Below are 20129 nucleotides of genomic sequence, written 5' to 3'. Positions count from 1 at the left end.
CTTTATGGGGAGATCACGTGAAGTTTCCTGAACCTTTGGTGGAAGGGCGCCTGATCCGGCGCTACAAACGCTTTCTGGCGGATGTCCGCCTGCCCGGTGGCGAGGAGGTAGCCGCTCACTGCCCCAACACCGGTTCCATGCTGGGGTGCCAGCCGGAGAACGCCAGGGTGTGGCTCAGCCGCAGCGACAACCCCAGGCGCAAGCTGCAATACACCTGGGAGTTGGTGGAAACCTCACCCGGGGTGCTGGCCTGTGTGAATACGGCGCGGCCCAATGCCCAGGCCCGGCATGCCATTGAAAGCGGCGTGGTAGAGGAGTTGGCCGGGTACAGTACCGTCCGTAGCGAAGTGCGGTACGGTGAGGAAAAAAGCCGGATTGACCTGCTGCTCTCCGGCCACGCCAGTGAGCCGGATGCCTGGGTGGAGGTCAAGAATGTCACCCTGGCCGAAGGCGGGCGGGGCTATTTTCCGGATGCGGTCACCGAGCGGGGCCAGAAGCACTTGCGTGAGTTGATGGCGCAGGTGGCAAAGGGCGACCGTGGGGTGCTGTTCTTCCTGGTGAACCACACCGGTATCGAAGAAGTACGCCCGGCAGACCACATCGACGCCCGTTATGGCCAGTTACTGCGCCAGGCTTGTGAAGCGGGGGTGGAAGTGGTGGCTTATCGGTCAGCCCTGGCCGGTGACGATGGTAACCCCACCGGCCGGCTGGACCTGACAGAAGCGGTACCGGTCAACCTGGAGCCCTGACCGGTACCCTGAGGGCTTACTGGGCCGGAGCCAGGCCCAGGTGCTGGCGGATGCGGTCTGCCACTGCCTCGGCCACATGCTCCTGCTCGGTGTGCAGGTGCACGGTGTGGGTTTTCTCTTCCGTGGTCAGGGGTTCGAACCAGCTTTGCTGGGCATCCAGTAGCTCTTCGGTAGCCTCGGAAGCATCCCCTTTGCGTTTGCGCACCCATTCCCGGCGCAGTTGTTCCGGTGCTTCGCAGTGCAGCAGGGCAAAGGGCACGCCCCGGTTCTCCGCAACACTGGCAAACAGGTTGCGTTCATGTTCCTTCAGGCAGGCGGCATCCACGATCACCGAGGCGCCGGAGGCCAGCAGGTCACCGGCCAGGTTCGCCAGGTGCTGATAGGTTTGCTCTGTCACTTCCGGGCTGTACAGGTCTTCACCCAGGCCTGACTTGCTGCTGTCCAGCGGCCCCAGGCCATGCAAGCGCTTGCGCTCGACATCCGAACGCAGCCGAATCAGCCCCAACTCGCCGGCCATGGCGGCACTTACACAGGTCTTGCCGCTGGCAGAAAGCCCGGTGGTGGCCAGCAGGTAATGGTTGGGAATGGCGCCGTAGTTTTCCGCCAGCTGGGCGTAGCCGCGATAGCGCTGCATCAGTTCTTCCCGCTCCTGATCGTTCAGGCTCGGGTTGCCCATGGTGAGCAGGGCAATCTTGGCCCGCACCATGGCGCGGTAGGCTTTGTACAGGGGCAGCAGTGCCAGCCCTTCGAAGTCGCCGCGGTATTCCAGGTAGGTGTTCAGAACCAGGTTGGCCAGCGCCGGCTCGTTCCGGGATTCCAGGTCCATCAGCAGGAAGGCCAGGTCGTTAATCACATCAATCCAGCGGAACGGCTCGTTGAATTCGATGCAGTCAAACACCGTTACCTTGTCGTTGAATACGGTGATATTGGCCAGGTGCAGGTCGCCATGGCACTCCCGCACAAGGCCGTTGCCCCGGCGGCTGGCGATCAGCTCGCGGTGGCGTTCAAAGGTGGTGCGGGTCCAGTCTTCCAGGGCGTCCAGCTGGGTCAGCAGGGCCTTGTCGGTCAGCAGGGGGCGGACCTGGTCGAAGTTTTCCTGCATGGCGGCGTAGACGGCTTCCGGTGTGCCCAGGGGCTTGTCATCGGTAATGGGGGGCAGGCTGTCGTGAAACTGTGCAGCCTGCCTTGCCACGCTGGCCAGCAGTTCTGCCGTCAGCTCGCCCCGTTCCTGGCGACGATCGAACAGCTCGTCCTGGTTGAACTGGCGCATGCGGATGGCGTATTCGAAGGGCTCGCCTGCACCGTCGATTTGCGGTTGCTCCGGGCTGCCGGTGATGGGCAGTACATCCAGGTAAAGCTCCGAGGCCAGCCGGCGGTTAAGCCGAAGCTCCTCTTCGCAGAAGTGTTTGCGGCGTTCAAGGGTAGAGAAGTTGAGGAAGCCGAAATCCATGGGCTTCTTGATCTTGTAGGCGTAGTCGCCGGTCAGCAGAACCTGGGAAATATGGGTTTCGATAACCCGGAAATCCTTCACCGGGTGGTCGTACAATTCCGGGTTCTGCAGTGCCTTCACCAGTGTATCCGGGGCGTTCTCGCTCACATTGTTCTCCTGGGTTCCCTGAACTCGTTGATTTTTCTTGGCCTATCATAGCGGGCAGATTACAGAAATAACACATTACAGGCCTGCCGGTCGCCCATGTGGCTTCGTTATAATCGCGGCATGAGTAAATCATCTTCTTCCCGTAAAAAATCTCCCAAATCCCGCTCCGGAAACCAGAAATCCGGCTTCTGGCGTTTCATGTTCCGGGCCGGTGCCCTGGGGCTGGTGTTGCTGGCCGGCTGGATGGTGTACCTGGATGCGGTGGTCACCTCCCGTTTCGAAGGCCGGCGCTTTGAGGTGCCATCCCGGGTGTATGCCCGGCCACTGGAACTGTATGACGGCGCCAGCGTAAGCGCAGGGAGCCTGGTGCGTGAACTGGAGCTGTCCGGTTATCGGCCGGGTGATGGCGTGCGGGCCGGCACTTATCAGCGTAATGGTGGCCGTTTTGTCATCAGTACCCGTGGTTTCCTGTTCCCGGACGGTGAAGAATCCCGGCGCCGGTTATCGCTGGTGGTGAGTGGCGACCGGGTCAGCTCGTTCTCAGTACTGGCGGGGCCATCGGCTGCGATTGTGCGGCTGGAACCGGCCCGCATTGGGGGTATCTACCCGGTCCATCGGGAAGACCGGGTACTGGTGCAACTGGAAGAGGTTCCGGAATTGCTGCCGCTGGGCCTGATGGCGGTGGAAGACCGCCGTTTCTACGATCACTTTGGCGTTGCGCCGCTGTCCATTGCCCGGGCCATGCTGGCCAATATCAAGGCGGGCGGGATTGTTCAGGGCGGCAGTACCCTGACCCAGCAGCTGGTGAAAAACTTCTTCCTGAGCCGGGAGCAGACACTGGTTCGTAAAGGCAACGAAGCCCTGATGTCGATTTTGCTGGAGCTGCATTACGACAAAGACGACATCCTGGAAACCTATCTGAACGAAGTGTATCTGGGGCAGGCGGGCACCCGCAGCATTCATGGCTTCGGCCTGGCCAGCCAGTTCTATTTTGGTGAAAGCCTGAAAGACCTGGCCCCGCACCAGCTGGCACTGTTGATTGGTATGGTAAAAGGCCCCAGCTATTACAATCCCCGCCGACACCCGGAACGGGCCACGTCGCGCCGGAACCTGGTGCTGGATGAAATGGCCGAGGCCGGGCTGCTGGCCGAACCGGAGCTGGCGAAGCAGAAATCACGTCCGCTGGGTGTGAGCGCAAAGCCTTCGTTTACCGAGAACCGTTACCCTGCCTACATCGACCTGGTGCACCGGCACCTGGCCCGGGATTACCAGCAGGAAGACCTGCAGAGTGAGGGGCTGCGTATTTTCACTACACTTGACCCTGCGGTGCAGCATGCTTCGGAAACAGCGGTCAGCAAAACCCTGCCGAAACTGGCCAATGCGGATGAACTGGAAGCCGCACTGGTGGTCACCGCAAAGGATACCGGCGAGGTACTGGCACTGGTGGGTGGTAAGGATCCGCAATTTGCCGGCTTTAACCGGGCGGTGGATGCCCACCGGCCGATGGGTTCTCTGATCAAGCCGTTTGTTTACCTGACCGCCCTGGAACAGCCGGATCGCTACACGCTGATCACGCCGGTGAAAGACCAGGCGTTCACCCTGGAATTCGATGACGGCCGGCTCTGGCAGCCGAAAAACTTTGATAAGGAAGAGCGCGGCGAAGTGCCTTTGCACCTGGCCCTGTCCAAATCCTATAACCTGCCTGCGGTGCGGGTGGGGCTGGATATCGGCATTCCGAATGTTCAGCAAACACTCCGGGATTTCGGGGTAACCACGCCGATATCCGATTACCCGTCGATGTTGCTGGGTTCTGTGTCCCTGGCTCCGGTGGATGTGGCCCAGCTGTATCAGGGCCTGGCCACCGGCGGTTTCAACACCCCCCTGCGGACCATCCGGGAAGTGACCGATGCCGACAACGAGCCGTTGTCCCGCTACAACCTGAAAGTAGACCAGGTGGCAGACCCGGCCGCCGTGCACCTGGTGCAGTACGCCATGCAGGAAACCATGCAGGAAGGCACCGGCCGCTCCGCCTACTATACCTTGCCTGACCAGCTCACCCTGGCCGGTAAGACCGGCACCACCGATGATGGCCGGGATGCCTGGTTTGCCGGCTTCAGCGGCGACTTGCTGGCGGTGGCCTGGGTGGGCCGTGACGACAACGGGCCAACGGTGCTGACCGGCGCCTCTGGCGCCCTGCCGGTGTGGTCATCCATGATGTCGCAGATTCCGCAGCACGGGTTTTCACCGGTAATGCCGGACGGCGTGCAGTATCATTGGGTAGATGCCGAGGCCCAGGCCCTGACCGGTGAGGGCTGTGCCAATGCGCGGCTGGTGCCATTTATCACCGGCAGCGAGCCGGTAATGAGCACAGATTGCAACGGCAATATCGGCCGGCAAATTCGCAGTTGGTTTGAAGGATTGTTCCAATGATAAAAGTAACCAGTATCCGTTTCGCACCGCTTGCCCTGGCGCTGGCCCTGGCGGGTTGTGCCAGCGGCCCCGGTGGTGGCTCCATTTATGTGCCGATGGGCGGCGGCGAACCCTCCCGGGCACCCGAGCCGCCGAGAACTGCGGAGCCTGAGCAGAATTCTGAACAGGAGCCGGAGCCTCGCGTCTGGCGCAAAAGCGAAGAGCCCGCCGTGAGTGAGCCGGAACAGCCATCCCGTGCACCCAGTTACCGGGAATCCGGTGATGCCCTGCCTGCAGCAGCGGTCACCCTGATTCGGGACGCCGACCAGCGTTTGCAGCAAGGGGATTCTGCCGGAGCAATCTCCAGTCTGGAGCGGGCACAGCGAATTGCGCCGCGTTCGGCAGAGGTCTATTTCAAGCTGGCAGAAGCCTATGTGGCCGGTGACAACCTGGGAGCGGCGGAGCAGTTCACCCTGAAAGGGCTGTCTCTGGCGGGCAATAACTCAAGCCAGCAGCGTTCAGGCTGGCTGTTGCTGGCGGATATCCGTCGGGCGAGGGGAAATGTTGCGGGGGCCAGCCAGGCCGAGGATCGGGCCCGGGCGTTGTAAAACTGAACGGGGCTGCAAATTGGCAGCCCCGTAATGGTTTAGAAGTTTACAGGGGTTGGTTTTTCAGCCGTTACGGGAGCGTTTTGGCCGTTGGTGAAGTTCAGCTCATCATCATCTTCAACCAGATCGCTGTCGCAGGTGTAGCTGACGGTGTATGAGCCTTCGGGGATAAAGCTTGCCTGATAGCGGTATTCGTCATTACCTTCAACAGGCACAACAACCAGTGGTTCGTTATCGCTGCCAATGTCGTCCGGCAAAAGATCCGGGCCTGAGTGTACATACACATTGCCCAGAAAGCCTTCTGTGGTGCTTACGCCGCCACAGTACTCGGTGATCAGCTCCGGAGCGACTGTACCGGTAATGGTCCCAACCTGGGCGTTATCAACCAGGCGAAGTACTGGCTTCAGCTTGTAACTGTTGGGGTCGTTCTGGGGGTTAACGATCGACTTCCTGACGTCAAAATCAATGGTGATTGCCACTTCGCCGCCAGCAGGCACAGTGAATCCACTGGCCCGAATGCCTCGGGCTGAGGGAGTGGTCAGCGGGTATTCCCCACCGTCGATCACGATGTTGTTGTTCTCGCCGATTTCCAGTCTTACCCACTGGTACTCGCCGGCATCCAGCTCTTCCCGGTCCAGAAGTGCCTTTACCTGACCATTCTGGTAATCAAGCAGGTTGACCGGCTCCGGAATCTCCAGCTCGTATCTCACCGGAGAACCATCCTGGTGCTTGAGTACAAGAGCTGTGACTTCGATGTTTACGGCCTCGGCATGGTCTACAGGCGCATCCGTCAGCCCTACCGAAACTGTACCTGTTTGTCTGGTACTGCCTCCGTCGCCGCCACTGCCACCGCAGGCAGCCAGGGCGCCGGCGAGGGCGGAAACTGCGAATACCTTGGTTGAATTCTTCATAAATCCTCCGGTTTGTATTCTTTCCGTTGTAAGTCCGGCGTTGTGGTCGCCAGTACTGATCTCACGAAGCCGTTGCGGGTGGGGTTCCGTCACTTTGATTAACATTTGCACATGTTTTGGCCATAATGCGTGGCAAGTGCATGGCGGGCGCAGCTGTTATAGACTGCGCGCTTCCCGAAACCGCAACCAGGCAGTCGTTTTTTGGCAATCCTTCCGTTTCGCCCCTCAGCCCAGAAGCGTTTTCAGCGTATGGTGCAGCCGCACCTGCAAGCTATGCGCAGCTTCGCCTGGCGACTGACCGGCAACAGCCAGGATGCCGAAGACCTTGTGCAGGATGTGGTGGTCAAACTTTACCCCCGGCTTGATGAACTCGAATCCGTAGACCAGCTGCGCCCGTGGCTGAACCGGGTTCTGTACCGGCAGTTTATTGATGGCCTGCGCAAGAAGAGTCGCCAGGCGGATCAGCCGGTGAGTGACCTGATGGATGCCGACAGCCAGTCAGACTGGCTGGATTCACTGGAAGCGGACGACCATTCACCGGAACTGGCCCTGGGGCAAGCGATGACCGCCGGTATCGAACAATTCCGCGAAGGCAATTACCCCCTGGCCCGGGAGCACTTTGAGCGCTCGCTGGCGCTGGGTGCTGACACGCCCGCACTCCGCTACAACCTGGGCGTGGTCTGCTACAAAACCGGCGACTATGCCGCGGCCCGTCATCATTTTTCGACGTTACTCAATGGCGACAGCCAGGCCCTGGCCCGTTATAACCTCGGATTGGTGGCGCTGGCTAAGGGCCGGCCCGGACAGGCCCGCGACTGGTTTGGCCAGGCGGCAGCCGATGACGCACCGGATAAAGTGCGGCAGCTTGCGGAGCGCCAGCTTGCGGACCTGTCAGTTCAGGACAACGCTTCCCGGCAGCAGTCCACGTTGGCCCGACAGGGCTATCTCTCTGCGGGTCTGGGCTACGACAGCAACATGGCCGGGGTGCCCGAGGATTTACCCAGTAATCGCGGCAGCGCCTTTGCCGAGCTGGTGGCGGCTGGCAGCCTTGGCTACCAGGCCACGGAGCGTTGGCGACTGGTTTGGGATGGTGTGCTCTATGGCCAGGACTATCACCACGACAGCGACTATGACACCTCGGTACTGCAGGCTCGGATAACCGCTTTGCAGGTGGTCGATGTCTGGGAACTGGGAATACGTGGGGGCGGCACCAGGGCCTGGCTTGGCGGCGATGAACTGGAAACCCGGGCCGGCCTGGCGTTACTGGCCCGCACCGATGCCTGTGCTGGGGCGGCTCTGTTGCACGGTTGTTCCTTTGAGCTGGCGGCAGAGCAGGTAAACGGCGGCCCCGGATACAGCGCCTACGATGGCCAGTGGTATCTGTTTGAAGCCCGGGCGGACCGGACCCTTGCAGGCTGGTTGCTTGAGGGTTTCTACCGCTGGGAGTCCAACAACCGGGACAATTTCAGCCAGGAAGGCTATGTGGTGAGTGTCTCGCCCCGCCACCATGAAATCGGTATCGAGGCGATATACCCGTTACACCCGGATGTGCTGGTAGGCGCAGAGAGCGCGCTGCGGCACAGCCGCTATGATTCACCACACCAGTGGCTGGAACAGGATGTGTTGGTGGAGCGCAGGCGGAAGGACACCCGTCTGGAGTTGGGGCTGATGGCGGAATACTGGCTGAACCGGCAGTGGCTGGTGCGCAACCAGTGGCTGTATCGCAACCAGGACAGTGGAATTGACCGGTATGACTACGACAGGCATACGCTGACGGTCTCGCTGGAAGGGATATTCTGAAAGCAACAGGTTGCCCCGGCCCGATGATGACCCGGGCCGGGACTGCTTGCTTACCCGTTACAGGGTAGCCATCACCTTGCGCGCAGCGGCGATGGTGAACTCGATGTCTTCTTCAGACAACGCGGCACACACAAAGCCTGCCTCAAACGCAGATGGCGCCAGATACACGCCTTCGGCCAGCATGCCCTGGAAGAACTTCTTGAACCGCTCTACATCGCATTCCATGACCTGGTCAAAGCGGGTAACGGAGTCTTCTTTGGTGAAGAAGAAGCCGAACATGGCGCCGGCGGATTGCACGGTCAGCGGAATGCCTGCTTCGTCTGCTGCAGCTTTGAAGCCGTCCCGCACCTTATTGGTCTTCTCGATCAGTTTGTCGTGGAAGCCGGGCTCGGAAATGGCGTTCAGGGTGGTCAGGCCGGCGGTCATGGCCAGCGGGTTACCACTCAGGGTGCCTGCCTGGTACACCGGGCCCAGCGGAGAGATGTGCTCCATGATTTCCCGCTTGCCGCCGAAGGCGCCGACTGGCAGGCCGCCACCGATCACTTTGCCCAGTGCGGTCAGGTCCGGGGTGATGCCGTAGTAACCCTGGGCGCCGCCGAGGGAGACCCGGAAACCGGTCATCACTTCGTCGAAAATCAGCACGGTGCCGTGCTCGTCACACACTTCCCGCAAACCTTCCAGGAAGCCCGGAACCGGCGGGATACAGTTCATGTTGCCGGCCACCGGCTCCACGATGATCGCGGCAACCTGGTCGCCGATCTCTTTGAACGTTTCCCTTACGCTGTCGATGTCGTTGTAGGTAAGGGTAATGGTGTGCTCGGCCAGGCTGGCCGGGATGCCCGGGGAGTTGGGCACGCCCAGGGTCAGGGCGCCGGAACCGGCTTTCACCAGCAGCGAGTCCACGTGCCCGTGGTAGCAGCCTTCAAACTTCACAATTTTGTCGCGGCCGGTGTAGCCACGGGCCAGGCGGATGGCGCTCATGGTGGCCTCGGTGCCGGAGTTGACCATGCGCACCAGCTCAATGGACGGCACCAGTTCGCACACCTTCTTGGCCATCTCGGTTTCGATGGCGGTAGGCGCGCCGTAGCCAACGCCAAGGTCGACCTGGGCGTGCAGTGCCGCTTTGATGCGCGGGTCGGAATGGCCCAGGATCATCGGGCCCCAGGAGCCGATGTAATCGATGTAGCGCTTGCCGTCTTCATCATACAGGTAGGCGCCTTCGGCATGGTTGAAAAACACCGGGGTGCCGCCCACGCCACGGAAGGCCCGCACCGGAGAGTTAACGCCGCCGGGGATGTATTTCTGGGCCTGTTCAAACAGATCTTCAGAATGGGTCACAGTGAGCTCCTGTCAGTCGGAATGTGTGTAAAGCGGATGGTGCCGGGCAAACAGCTGGCAGAATTGCTTTGCCCGGGTTTCAATCTCGGTTGGGGTGCCGCCGAACAGACCGCCGACCACGGCCAGTAGGTCTGCGCCGGCCAGAATCAGCGGCGCGGCGTTATCGGCGGTTATGCCGCCAATGGCGGTAATCGGCAAGGCCAGTGTTTTCGCTTCGGTCAACACGGTTGCATCGGCCGCCGGCGCCCCGGGCTTGGTGCCGGAGTTGTAGAAGCGGCCAAAGGCCAGGTAATCGGCGCCGGCGGATTTTGCTGCCCGGGCCAGGTCGAGGCGATGGTGGCAGGTGATGCCGATAATCGCCTCCGGGCCCAGCAGGCGGCGGGCTTCGTCCGGAGCGCCATCGTCCTGGCCCATATGAACGCCTGCCGCGCCAACCCGGTGTGCCAGCTGCGGGTCGTCGTTGATCAACAGGGGTACGCCGGCGTTGCGGCACAGGCTGTTGAGGTCTGTAGCCTGGCGCAGCCGTTCTGCAGACGAGGATCCCTTGTCCCGGTATTGCACCAGCACGGCACCACCGCGCAGCGCGGCTTCAACGGAATCCAGCAGGGTTTCCGGGGGCGTCAGCCGGTTGTCGGTGATGGCATACAGCCCCGGTTGCAGCTTCTGGCTCAGCGTTCCCACAGGATGCCCCGATCCGGAATTCGCTGGCCCTGGCCCACGCTGAGGGCGTGCAGCAGGGTGCGGTGTACATAGTTCTGGGCCTGGGAGATGGACGCCCGGGCCGATAAACCACTGGCCATCCCGGTGGCTATCGCGGCAGCCAGGGTGCAACCTGTCCCGTGGTATTCGTTACTGCCAACCCGCTCGACTTCCCAGTGCATGGGTTCCGGGGAGTGGTTGTACAGGGTGTTGGTAATGTGAATGCCGGTGCCGTGGCCGCCAGTTGCCAGTACGGAACGGCAGCCGGCTTGCAGCAGGTTCAAGGCGGCCTGGTCGGCATCATCGCTGCCGCCGAGTTGTGTCAGCTCCTCGCCGTTCGGGGTGATCATTTCCGCGCGAGGGAACAGTTTGTCCTTCATGGCCTGGACCAGCTCGTCATCGGCCAGATCGCCACCACCGGCGGCCTTGATGACCGGATCGACAATCAGGGGCAGTTCGTCATCCTGGCTGTCCAGGAAGTCCTTCAGCACACCGACAATGGCGGCGTTGCCCAGGGCACCGGTTTTTACCGCGTGGATGGTGATGTCCTTGTCCAGGCACTGCAATTGCTGGCGGATCAGCCGGGCGTCAACGGCTTCGGCGCCATACACGTTGTGGGTATCTTGTACCGTCAGGCAGGTAACAACCGGTAACGGGTGGCCGCCCAGTGAGGTAATGGCCTGGATGTCAGCCTGGATGCCGGCACCGCCGGAAGGGTCCAGGCCAGACAGTACAAGAACGTGGGGGCGGGTGTAATTGTTAATGCTGTGCCTCCTCAGAAAGGTTTAACAACGGCCAGGATCACCACGGCCAGCAGGATAAATACCGGGATTTCGTTGAACCAGCGGTAGAACACATGGCTGCGGTGGTTTTTGTCATCACGGAACACCTTCACCAGGTGGCCGCAATAGAAGTGGTAGACAATCAGCAGGGTCACCAGTAACAGCTTTACGTGCAACCAGCCCTGGCTGAAATAACCGGATACGTTATAGCTGAGCAGCCATACACCAAAGATCACCGTGGCAATCATCGAGGGCGTGGTAATGCCGCGGTACAGCTTGCGCTCCATGATCTTGAAGCGTTCCTGCCCCGGTTTGTCTTCGGAAGCCGCGTGATACACAAACAGCCTGGGCAAGTAGAAGATGCCGGCAAACCAGCACACCAGGGAAATTATGTGGAAGGCTTTAACCCACAGCATTTGTCAGCTCCGTCGGTATTGGTAATAACTTTCGATATCGGATTGAAGTACCACACCATAAACCCGCTGGATCATCGGAGCCACATGGCGTTGTACGTATAGCGCTTCGGCCCGGGAACTGTCGAACTCGTGCAGCGCCTCTTCCAGCGTGGCCTGGTACTGGACCGGGGCAACGTCCCGGCGGTTGGCCGGGATCTCCATAAGGTCCACGGTTTCTGGCAGCTCTGTGCCTTCTTCGTCGGCCTGCTTCGTGGTGTCTTCCAGGTACCGGGCCAGGTCAACGGCAGGCAACAGGGCCGTGGGGCCATGACTGCCATCCACCAGCAACCACTTGGGTTCGGATTTCAGGGCTTTCTTCGCCTCTTCGACGGTAAGCTCCCGCTCTGTCCGCAAGATGCTCCGGTCCATAATGGCGCCAACAGACACCCTGCGAAGGGCCTGGATAACCGGGGAGTTCTGGTAACTGAGGCCCTGGTTTTTAAGGATGGTAAGAAACAGGGATTTCTTTCCGAACGCTTCACTGGTTACCAGGCTGGCGGTGGTAATCGCCAGCATGCCGGGCAGGATAATATTCGGGTTACGGGTAAGTTCCATCAGCGCCATCAAGGCCGCCAGCGGAGCCTGCAGCACGGCGCCCATCATGGCGCCCATTCCCAGCATGGCGTAGAAACCCACAGATGATGCCTGCTCCGGAAAAATCTGGGCCCCGATCAGCCCCATGGCACCGCCGAGGGTGGCGCCCATAAACACCGTGGGGCCGATCACCCCGCTGGGCATGCCCAGGCCGATGGAAATGCCGGTAATGATCAGCTTGGCGGCACCCACTCCGAGCAGCAGCCAGAACGCCAGTTCGCCGTGAATGGTCTGGCTGACCGTGTCGTAGCCGATGCCCATGGTTTCCGGGATGAATACAGCAAAAGGCACCATCAGCAGGCCGGCCATGGCAATGCGTAACAGCACCGGCCGGTGATGGAAGCGCCCCATGCTGTCCACCAGCTGGATAAACGCTGCTGCAGCAATGCCGATAATCACCGCAATGGCGATAATCCAGGGAATTTCCAGCATCGAGTTCATGGTCAGGGCAGGCACGCTGAACGCCGGTTCGGAACCGTACACCACCTGGGTGACAATGGCGGCGCTCACCGCGGCCAGGATGATGGGGGTAAATCCGGCAATGGTGTATTCCATCATCACCACTTCCATGGCGAAGATAACGCCGGAAATGGGCGTGTTGAACGAGGCGGAAATGGCCGCTGCACAGCCACAGGCCACCAGGGTGCGAATGCTGTTGTTGGGCAGGCGCATCCACTGGCCGAGCAGGCTGGAAAACGCAGCCCCCAGGTGCACCGCCGGGCCTTCCCGGCCGGCGGACTGGCCACTGACCACGGTCGCCACCCCGGCGACAAACTGCACCACGGCACTGCGGAATGAAATGTAGCCCTGGTGGTAATTCAGGCGCTCCATGATGTGCACAATCCCGACCTTGCGATCGTGGATGGCGAGCCGGTGCAGCAGCAGCCCGAGCCCCAGCGCGCCGGCCAGGGGCAGAAGGCCCCGGGTAAGGATATCCAGTTGCTCGAAGTTCTCGGAACCGGTCCCCGGCAGGAAGTGCTCCAGCGGCCATTCGATGGCGAGGCGGAACAGCAGGATGACCACACCGGTGACAATGCCGGATAACAGGCCCAGAACTGCCAGTTGGGGCAGGGCATCCACACCGGACAGTCTCCGTCGGAAAACGGGGATCAGGTGTTCGGTAATCTGTTGCCTGATACTTCGCATTGGCGCGGGATTCCGGTTTCTGACACGGCTTGGTCAATGGGTTTGGGCGGACATTGTAGCTCCGGGTCTGAAGGCTGCAATAAGTCCTTGGATTATCATGGTAGACTACAGGCAAATTCTGGCCAGAACACCTTGGAGGTTAGTGTGATAAAGACAGGCATTGTGGGTGGTACCGGATACACAGGTGTGGAACTGCTGAGAATCCTCGCAGTTCATCCGGAAGCGGAAGTTACCTGCATCACTTCCCGTTCAGAAGCCGGTATGCCGGTGGCTGATATGTACCCCAACCTGCGTGGTCACTATGACCTGGCTTTCTCCGAGCCGGACCCCGCGGTACTGGCGGAGTGCGACCTGGTCTTCTTCGCCACGCCCCACGGTGTAGCCATGCGCGCAGTGCCAGAGCTGATGAAAGCCGGCGTGCGGGTGGTGGATCTTTCGGCGGATTTCCGCCTGAAAGACCTGGATGTCTGGGCCGACTGGTACGGCATGCCTCATGAAAGCCCGGAGTGGGCAGAGAAAGCTGTTTACGGCCTGCCGGAAGTGGTTCGTGATGATATCCGCCAGGCGCAGCTGGTGGCTAATCCCGGTTGTTATCCGACAGCCGTGCAGCTTGGCTTCCTGCCATTGCTGGAGTCCGGGCTGGTGGATCCGTCCCGGTTGATTGCCGATGCCAAGTCCGGTGCCAGCGGTGCCGGCCGGCAGGGCAAGATCGGCATGTTGCATGGTGAAGTCGGGGAAAGCTTCAAGGCCTATGGTGCTTCCGGGCACCGTCACCTGCCGGAGATCCGCCAGGGCCTGAGCCAGGCCGCAGGAACCGGCGTGGGTGTTACCTTTGTACCCCACCTGGTGCCGATGATTCGCGGTATTGAAGCAACACTGTACGCCGAGTTGTCTGATGCCGCTGATTTCGATCGCCTGCAGGCGCTGTATGAAGAGCGGTACCGCAACGAGCCGTTCGTGGATGTCATGCCCTTCGGCAGCCACCCGGAAACCCGCAGTGTGCGCGGCGCCAATAGCTGCCGCATGGCCCTTCACCGCCAGGAACAGAGCAACATCGTGATCGTAACCTCGGTGATCGACAACCTGGTTAAAGGCGCTGCCGGGCAAGCGATCCAGAACATGAACATCATGTTTGGCCTGGATGAAACCCTGGGGCTGAAAGCACCTGCTCTGCTGCCCTGAGGCTGAGTTGTGAGCGATACACGCAAACCTTCCGAAGAATATGTTGTTATCCGCCACCGGCCGGGCCACCGCCTGCGCCGGACGGTGATTCTGCTCACCTTCACCGTGGTTGCTGCCGTGGCAGGCTACGTGGCCGGGTTGGCGCAGGGCGGCTTTCGGCTGTCTTCGGTCGAGACATCCAGCGAACAACTGGTGGAAGAAGTAGAGACGTTGCGGGGCCAATATCGTGAGGCCCGGCAGAACATGGTCAACCTGGAGCGGGGACGGGCGATTGACGAACACGCGCTCCGGGAAGCCCGGAACACTATGGTCAACCTGGAAACCCGGATTTCCGAACTGGAAGCGGACCTGACCTTTTACCGCAATATCATGGCACCCTCAGAAACGGCTGAGGGCCTGCAGGTAGACCGCTTTACCCTGCTGCCCGGGCGGGACAACCGGGCCTTCGATTTCAAGCTGGTGCTGACCCAGGTGGGAGATAACAAAAGCTACATTTCCGGGGTTGTGGCGGTGAATGTTATCGGTAACCTTGACGGCGAAAAAGAAGTGATCGCGCTGCGGGACCTGTCCGATGAAATCGAAGACCTCGGCGTGGCGTTCCGGTTCCGGTATTTTCAGGATGTGGAAGGTAGCCTGATGCTTCCTGAAAACTTTGAACCCCTTGAAATCCAGGTAGTGGCTCAGGCTGAAGGGCGCAAGGCGTCACAGGCTGAACGCACCTTCGACTGGCAACAGATAGCGGAGTACTGAATAGATGATGGGCAAGAAGAAACAGAAACCGCGCCGCGCGACCGGGCAGTTCGATACCCTGATTTCGTCCCGGACCACCATCGAAGGTGATGTGCACTTTTCCGGTGGCCTGCATGTGGACGGCAAGATTCGCGGCCGGGTCATTGCCGAGGAAGGCAGCGACGCGGTAGTCCGGGTATCGGAAGTTGGCGAGATTACCGGCGATGTGATTGCCCCGCACATCATCATCAATGGCGAGGTGAACGGCGACGTGCGTTCCTCTGCCCACCTTGAGCTGGCCGAAAAAGCGTCGATTACCGGTAATGTCTATTACAAGCTGGTCGAAATGGCCATGGGGGCTTCGGTAAACGGTAACCTGGTTCGGGAAACGGAAAACAGTGGCCTGCTGACCCATGACGGCGCAAAGGCCGAAGCCGATGAGGGTAAATCCGAATAGTTGATTGTTTTAGTCAGGAATACCATAATCGTCAGTCAGTCATACGTTGCCGGAGGCAGATCTTGAGTGTAGTCCAACAAATGGCCACCCCGTTGTTCTTCAGTGACAACGCCGTTGCCAAAGTGCGTGAGCTGATCGAGGAAGAAGAGAATCCTGGTCTCAAGCTGCGCGTGTTTGTTACGGGCGGTGGTTGCTCCGGATTCCAGTATGGTTTCTCGTTTGATGAGAACCAGGAAGACGACGATACGGTGATCGAGCGGGACGGCGTGAAACTGCTGGTGGACTCCATGAGCTACCAGTACCTGGTTGGCGCAACCATCGATTACCAGGAAGGGCTCCAGGGCTCTCAGTTCGTGGTACAAAACCCGAACGCCAGTTCCACCTGCGGTTGTGGTAGTTCCTTCTCTATCTGAGCATTCAGGCCGGGTAAATCGCGCCCAGAATTCTTTCCCCTGAAGCGCCTGTTACCTCAGGCAGATTTCCCGGCAGGCCGGCTATGGTTTGCCAGGCCAGCCAGGCAAACGCTACCGGTTCCACCCATTGCGGATCCAGCCCCAGCTCTGCCGTTGTGGCCAGGTGTACCGACCCCAAACCCAGTCTCAACTCATTCATCAATACCGGATTGAAGGTGCCGCCGCCGCAGGCGAACACGGCCATATCGGCATTCTCCTGGGGCAGTTGCTGGAGGATGGTGGTTGTGGTCAGTTGTAGCAGGGTTCTTTGCACGTCTTCCGGTGGCAAATCCGGAAAACGCTGAAGGTGGGTGTGAATCCAGTCCAGGTTGAAGCGTTCCTTGCCGGTGCTCTTGGGCGGAGCCTTGCTGAAATAGGCATCTGATAACAGGCTGGCCAGAAGATCCGGGTTAGTGGCACCTTCATGGGCCCAGTGTCCGTTCTCATCATAGTGGCGGCCGGTCTGGTCCAGACACCAGGCATCGAGCAGTGCGTTCGCCGGCCCGGTATCAAAACCGATCACCGGTTTGCGTTGCCCGGCAGGGAGCCAGGTGATGTTCGCAATGCCCCCAAGATTCAAAATGCAGCGATCCTGCTGCGCCGAACCGAACAGCCAGCGATGAAAGGCCGGAACCAGGGGGGCACCCTGGCCATGGGCAGCCATGTCCCGCGAACGGAAATCGGCAACGGTGGTTACGCCGGTGGCCTCGGCAATCCAGGCGGCATTGCCAATCTGCATGGAGAAAGGCGCGGCGCCGGACGGTTGATGGCGGATAGTCTGCCCGTGGCTGCCGATGGCGCGGATCTCTTGCGGGGTGACTCCGGACTGGTGGATAAGGTCGCTGGCGGCCTTGGCAAAGTGCTGGCCGGTGAGGGTGTCCAGTTCGCCAATTTCATCCGGGTCGGCCTGATTGCGCACCGCCTGCAGCAGGCGGTGGCGAAGCTGCTCAGGATAGGGCAGGGAGAGCGTGCTGTGGATGTTCGCGCCGGGCTCGCCGAAGGACACCAGCACAGCATCGACTGAGTCCATGCTGGTGCCTGACATCAGGCCGAGCCAGAATGTCATGATCAGTTATCCGAAGCGAATGCCAGCTGGCGGCCACTTTCGCGGAACACATTGAACTGCGCCAGGCGCTGTTCGGTAAACTGCTTGAAGCGGGCCATCTCGGTGCTGGGCACCGGCTGGGCGTCTGGCAGTTTTACGGTCCGGGAGTTCTTGGCTACGCCATTGATCCGGAACTCGTAGTGCAGGTGCGGGCCGGTAACCATGCCGGATGAGCCAACGTGGCCGATGGTCTGACCCTGTTTTACACGGGTTCCGTTCTTGATGCCTTTACCCAGCTTGCTCATGTGGGCGTACAGGGTGGAAATGTTGTCACCATGCTGGAGAACAACGGTGCGGCCATAGCCGCCTTTCCAACCGGCAAACTGAACACGACCGTTACCGGCGGCTTTGATCGGTGTGCCCGGAGGCGCAGCATAGTCTGTGCCTTCATGGGGGCGCACCACGTCCAGAACCGGGTGCCGGCGCTGCAGGTTAAAGGGCGACGATACCCGGGCGTTGATCGGTACCCGCAGGAACGCCTTGCGCATGCTCTGGCCTTCCGGCGTGTAATAGTCGCTGTCACCGTTGGTGTCGGTGTACAGCAGGGCAACGTTTTCTTTGCCCCGGTTGATAAAGCGGGCAGACAGAATGCGGCCGGTATTGAACATTTCACCGTCTACATACAGCTCTTCGTAGACCACTTCAAAGCTGTCGCCTTTGCGAACATCGTAAACAAAATCGATATCCCAGCCGAAAATACCGGCCAGTTCCATGGTCAGGCGGTCATCAAGGCCGGCATCGCGGGCTGCCAGGTAAAGGGAGCCGTCGATAACGCCGGTTGCAAACGCCGGACGGGCTTCCGGTTCGCGGATGTCGGTTTCGCCAATAAAGCCGGAATCGGTCTTTTCAATCTTCAGGGTTTCCAGCAGGCTGCGTTGCAATTCGATAGCGGCCAGGCTGCCTTCGTCATCGATGCCGAAGCGGATATGTTCACCGGCGTACAGGCGCTGAAGCTTGTCGGCTTCGCCGTCACCGTGAATGACTGAAAGCATCACGCCATCGTTAAAGCCTGCTTTTTTGAACAGTGACGACAGCGTCTCGCCGGATTTGATATCAAACTCTTTCCAGTTCAGCGTTGGCTCGGCGTCAACAACCGCGGGCACTTCGCTGGCGGCCGGCAGTTCGGCTGTCTCGGCCGCGGTTTCTGCGGCAGCTTCAGCAGGCTCCGGTTGTTTGATGGCTTGATTGATGGGAACCGGGTTGCCCAGTGCGGCACCCTGTTCAAGGTCGATAGTGTAAGACATACGCCGGGCTTCAACGTCGGCGCTTGGGCTCATGAGCGCAGCGGTGGTAACAACCACTGTGGCGGCTGCAGCCAGAGTAATATGTGTCTTGGGAAATTTTTTCAGCACGTGGCTCACCCGTTTTAATCGGTATTCCAGTAATTTGTGCCGGCTAATTAAAGCGCCAGTTCAAGTATAGACCATCAGATTACCGCATATGACATAAACAGGACAGTGCGCAACATTACAGTTCGCGCCTTTGGTTGGTCGTACAACCTGCTATGCCGCTGATATAATGCCGGCCTTATTATATTCAGTCTGATCGATTTGTGATCAATGGCTACTTTACCAAGGGAGCCGGTAACACGCAGATTTCTTTTGTAGATCTCTGTAACCGGCGGGCCCTGTTGCACCTAAAAACTGGGGACAAAAGGTTCATGGCATCATTAGACGAAGCGTTGGCTATCATCAAGCGCGGTATTGACGAGCTGATTCCCGAAGAGGAACTGGTTGAAAAGTTAAAGGAAGGTCGCCCCCTGCGGGTAAAGGCCGGCTTTGACCCCACTGCGCCGGACCTCCATTTTGGCCATACTGTACTTATCAATAAGCTTCGTCAGTTCCAGGACCTGGGCCATGAGGTGATTTTCCTGATCGGCGACTTCACCGGCATGATCGGTGACCCGACCGGAAAAAGTGCAACCCGCCCGCCGCTCACCGAAGAGCAGGTGCGCCAGAATGCGATCACCTATAAAGAGCAGGTGTTCAAGATCCTGGATCCCGCCAGGACCCGGGTTGTGTTCAACTCCGAGTGGATGAGCAAGATGTCTGCGGCTGACATGATCCGGCTGGCGGGTCAGTATACCGTTGCCAGGATGCTGGAGCGGGACGACTTCACCAAGCGTTACCGTTCTGAGCAGCCGATTGCAATCCACGAGTTCCTGTATCCGCTGATTCAGGGCTATGACTCGGTCGAGTTAAAGGCCGATATCGAGCTCGGTGGTACCGACCAGAAGTTCAACCTTCTTATGGGTCGGATTCTTCAGAAGCACTATGGCCAGAAACCGCAGGCGATTCTCACAGTACCTATTCTGGAAGGGCTTGATGGCGTTCAGAAGATGTCCAAGTCTCTGGGCAACTATATAGGTGTGAGTGATTCTCCGGGTGAGATGTACACCAAGCTGTTGTCCATGCCGGATGAATTGCTGTGGCGTTATTTCGAATTGCTCAGCTTCCGCCCGATGGCGGAAATTGAAGAATATCGTGCTGCTGTAGCGGCAGGGGCCAATCCCCAGGGCTACAAGAAGGTGTTGGCCGAAGAGTTGATCACTCGCTTCCACGATGAGGAAGCTGCAAAAACTGCGCATAAATCGGCGGGCAACCGGGTGGCGCTGGGCGAGATTCCGGAAAATGTTCCGGTGGTCGAAGTTTCGCTGGAAGGGCAGGAAGGTCTGCCGATGCCGGCGGTGCTGCGTTTGGCAGGGTTGGTCAAGAACGGCGCGGCCGCTCGGGATGTGTTGGGTCGCGGTGCTGTTTATATAGATGGTGCCCGGTTTGAAGGCGAGCGGATGTTTGCCGAAGGCGATGACTGCGTTATCCAGGCGGGCAAGAAGAAAATCGCGCGGGTGGTAATTGTTGCCTGAATAGGGATGGGGCGGCCAGTCTGAATTTTTTTCAAATTGGCCGTTGACTCCTGCGGCCAGGTCTGTAGAATGCGCATCTCGCTTGAGGGGCGACGCCGGAAACGGAGCAAAGCCTCAGCGATAACCGATTGAAAGTATTCGAAAAATTGCTTCAGAAATTATTCGAAATCAACGGTTGACAAGGCGGCGGAACGATGTAGAATGCGCGGCCTTGATTGAGCAGCAGCTCAAACGCTCTTTAACAAGTTAACCA

At 59.6% G+C, this 20129-nt stretch carries 18 protein-coding genes; 9 read left to right on the top strand and 9 right to left on the bottom strand.

The genetic code is table 11. From position 1 onward, the window contains the following. Positions 1 to 17: 17 nt before the first annotated feature. On the top strand, positions 18 to 749 hold the full coding sequence (sfsA, locus tag AC13DJ_RS11885; RefSeq protein ID WP_482933927.1) for a DNA/RNA nuclease SfsA: 732 nt from the start codon (positions 18 to 20) through the stop codon (positions 747 to 749). A 16-nt stretch (positions 750 to 765) separates the two neighbouring features. Here the strand turns inward: sfsA and AC13DJ_RS11880 are convergent, their stop codons facing one another. Further along, positions 766 to 2346, bottom strand: coding sequence for a bifunctional aminoglycoside phosphotransferase/ATP-binding protein (locus AC13DJ_RS11880; RefSeq protein WP_482933928.1), 1581 nt, complete (start codon positions 2344 to 2346; stop codon positions 766 to 768). 120 nt (positions 2347 to 2466) lie between these two features. On the opposite strand from AC13DJ_RS11880, the gene mrcB reads away from it, so the two are divergent. Together mrcB and AC13DJ_RS11870 are read left to right on the top strand one after the other, a co-directional pair. Further along, entirely contained in the window at positions 2467 to 4776 is a 2310-nt protein-coding gene (gene mrcB, locus AC13DJ_RS11875; RefSeq protein ID WP_482933929.1) for a penicillin-binding protein 1B, read from the top strand. Then, positions 4773 to 5363 (top strand): tetratricopeptide repeat protein, encoded by a 591-nt coding sequence (locus tag AC13DJ_RS11870; protein ID WP_474540401.1) that lies wholly within the window; start codon positions 4773 to 4775, stop codon positions 5361 to 5363. Before mrcB ends, AC13DJ_RS11870 begins: the two co-directional genes overlap by 4 nt. A 38-nt stretch (positions 5364 to 5401) precedes the next feature. On the opposite strand, the gene AC13DJ_RS11865 is transcribed toward AC13DJ_RS11870, so the two are convergent. Further along, entirely contained in the window at positions 5402 to 6274 is an 873-nt protein-coding gene (locus AC13DJ_RS11865) for a DUF4382 domain-containing protein (protein WP_482933930.1), read from the bottom strand. A gap of 201 nt (positions 6275 to 6475) precedes the next feature. On the opposite strand from AC13DJ_RS11865, the gene AC13DJ_RS11860 reads away from it, so the two are divergent. After that, positions 6476 to 8074 (top strand): sigma-70 family RNA polymerase sigma factor, encoded by a 1599-nt coding sequence (locus AC13DJ_RS11860; RefSeq protein ID WP_482933931.1) that lies wholly within the window; start codon positions 6476 to 6478, stop codon positions 8072 to 8074. A 57-nt stretch (positions 8075 to 8131) separates the two neighbouring features. Here the strand turns inward: AC13DJ_RS11860 and hemL are convergent, their stop codons facing one another. From hemL to AC13DJ_RS11835, 5 genes are read right to left on the bottom strand one after another with little or no spacing between them, the layout of a single operon-like run. Further along, on the bottom strand, positions 8132 to 9412 hold the full coding sequence (hemL, locus tag AC13DJ_RS11855; RefSeq protein ID WP_094625265.1) for a glutamate-1-semialdehyde 2,1-aminomutase: 1281 nt from the start codon (positions 9410 to 9412) through the stop codon (positions 8132 to 8134). 12 nt (positions 9413 to 9424) lie between these two features. Then, positions 9425 to 10093, bottom strand: a complete 669-nt coding sequence (gene thiE / locus AC13DJ_RS11850; protein WP_482933932.1) for a thiamine phosphate synthase — start codon at positions 10091 to 10093, stop codon at positions 9425 to 9427. Beyond that, on the bottom strand, positions 10081 to 10842 hold the full coding sequence (thiD, locus tag AC13DJ_RS11845; RefSeq protein ID WP_482933942.1) for a bifunctional hydroxymethylpyrimidine kinase/phosphomethylpyrimidine kinase: 762 nt from the start codon (positions 10840 to 10842) through the stop codon (positions 10081 to 10083). Before thiD ends, thiE begins: the two co-directional genes overlap by 13 nt. 44 nt (positions 10843 to 10886) lie before the next feature. Next, on the bottom strand, positions 10887 to 11309 hold the full coding sequence (gene hemJ / locus AC13DJ_RS11840; protein WP_482933933.1) for a protoporphyrinogen oxidase HemJ: 423 nt from the start codon (positions 11307 to 11309) through the stop codon (positions 10887 to 10889). Between the two features lie 3 nt (positions 11310 to 11312). Next, a complete protein-coding gene (locus AC13DJ_RS11835; RefSeq protein ID WP_482933934.1) occupies positions 11313 to 13088 on the bottom strand; it encodes a chloride channel protein in 1776 nt (591 codons plus the stop codon). A 144-nt stretch (positions 13089 to 13232) separates the two neighbouring features. Between AC13DJ_RS11835 and argC the strand changes: the two genes are divergently transcribed. The 4 genes from argC (at position 13233) to erpA (ending at position 15869) form a co-directional block, all read left to right on the top strand. Continuing rightward, a complete protein-coding gene (gene argC, locus AC13DJ_RS11830) occupies positions 13233 to 14270 on the top strand; it encodes an N-acetyl-gamma-glutamyl-phosphate reductase (protein WP_482933935.1) in 1038 nt (345 codons plus the stop codon). Positions 14271 to 14279: 9 nt separating this feature from the next. Then, the gene (locus AC13DJ_RS11825; RefSeq protein ID WP_482933936.1) at positions 14280 to 15020 is read left to right on the top strand and encodes a DUF6776 family protein; all 741 of its coding nucleotides are present in this window, start codon (positions 14280 to 14282) and stop codon (positions 15018 to 15020) included. A 4-nt stretch (positions 15021 to 15024) separates the two neighbouring features. Continuing rightward, a complete protein-coding gene (locus tag AC13DJ_RS11820; RefSeq protein WP_482933937.1) occupies positions 15025 to 15456 on the top strand; it encodes a bactofilin family protein in 432 nt (143 codons plus the stop codon). Positions 15457 to 15536: 80 nt separating this feature from the next. Then, positions 15537 to 15869, top strand: a complete 333-nt coding sequence (gene erpA, locus AC13DJ_RS11815) for an iron-sulfur cluster insertion protein ErpA (RefSeq protein WP_022990255.1) — start codon at positions 15537 to 15539, stop codon at positions 15867 to 15869. 4 nt (positions 15870 to 15873) lie between these two features. Here the strand turns inward: erpA and AC13DJ_RS11810 are convergent, their stop codons facing one another. Both AC13DJ_RS11810 and AC13DJ_RS11805 read right to left on the bottom strand, forming a co-directional pair. Continuing rightward, positions 15874 to 16974: an anhydro-N-acetylmuramic acid kinase gene (locus AC13DJ_RS11810; protein ID WP_482933938.1), complete on the bottom strand. Its 1101-nt coding sequence runs from the start codon at positions 16972 to 16974 to the stop codon at positions 15874 to 15876. A 2-nt stretch (positions 16975 to 16976) separates the two neighbouring features. Beyond that, the gene (locus tag AC13DJ_RS11805) at positions 16977 to 18365 is read right to left on the bottom strand and encodes a peptidoglycan DD-metalloendopeptidase family protein (protein WP_482933939.1); all 1389 of its coding nucleotides are present in this window, start codon (positions 18363 to 18365) and stop codon (positions 16977 to 16979) included. 308 nt (positions 18366 to 18673) lie between these two features. On the opposite strand from AC13DJ_RS11805, the gene tyrS reads away from it, so the two are divergent. Then, positions 18674 to 19876, top strand: coding sequence for a tyrosine--tRNA ligase (gene tyrS, locus AC13DJ_RS11800; protein ID WP_482933940.1), 1203 nt, complete (start codon positions 18674 to 18676; stop codon positions 19874 to 19876). Positions 19877 to 20129: the final 253 nt, after the last annotated feature.

It is taken from the genome of Marinobacter sp. L-46 (genome assembly GCF_056859535.1).
Note: the sequence above shows the minus strand (reverse complement) of the source record. Positions and strands in the feature narration are given on the sequence as shown.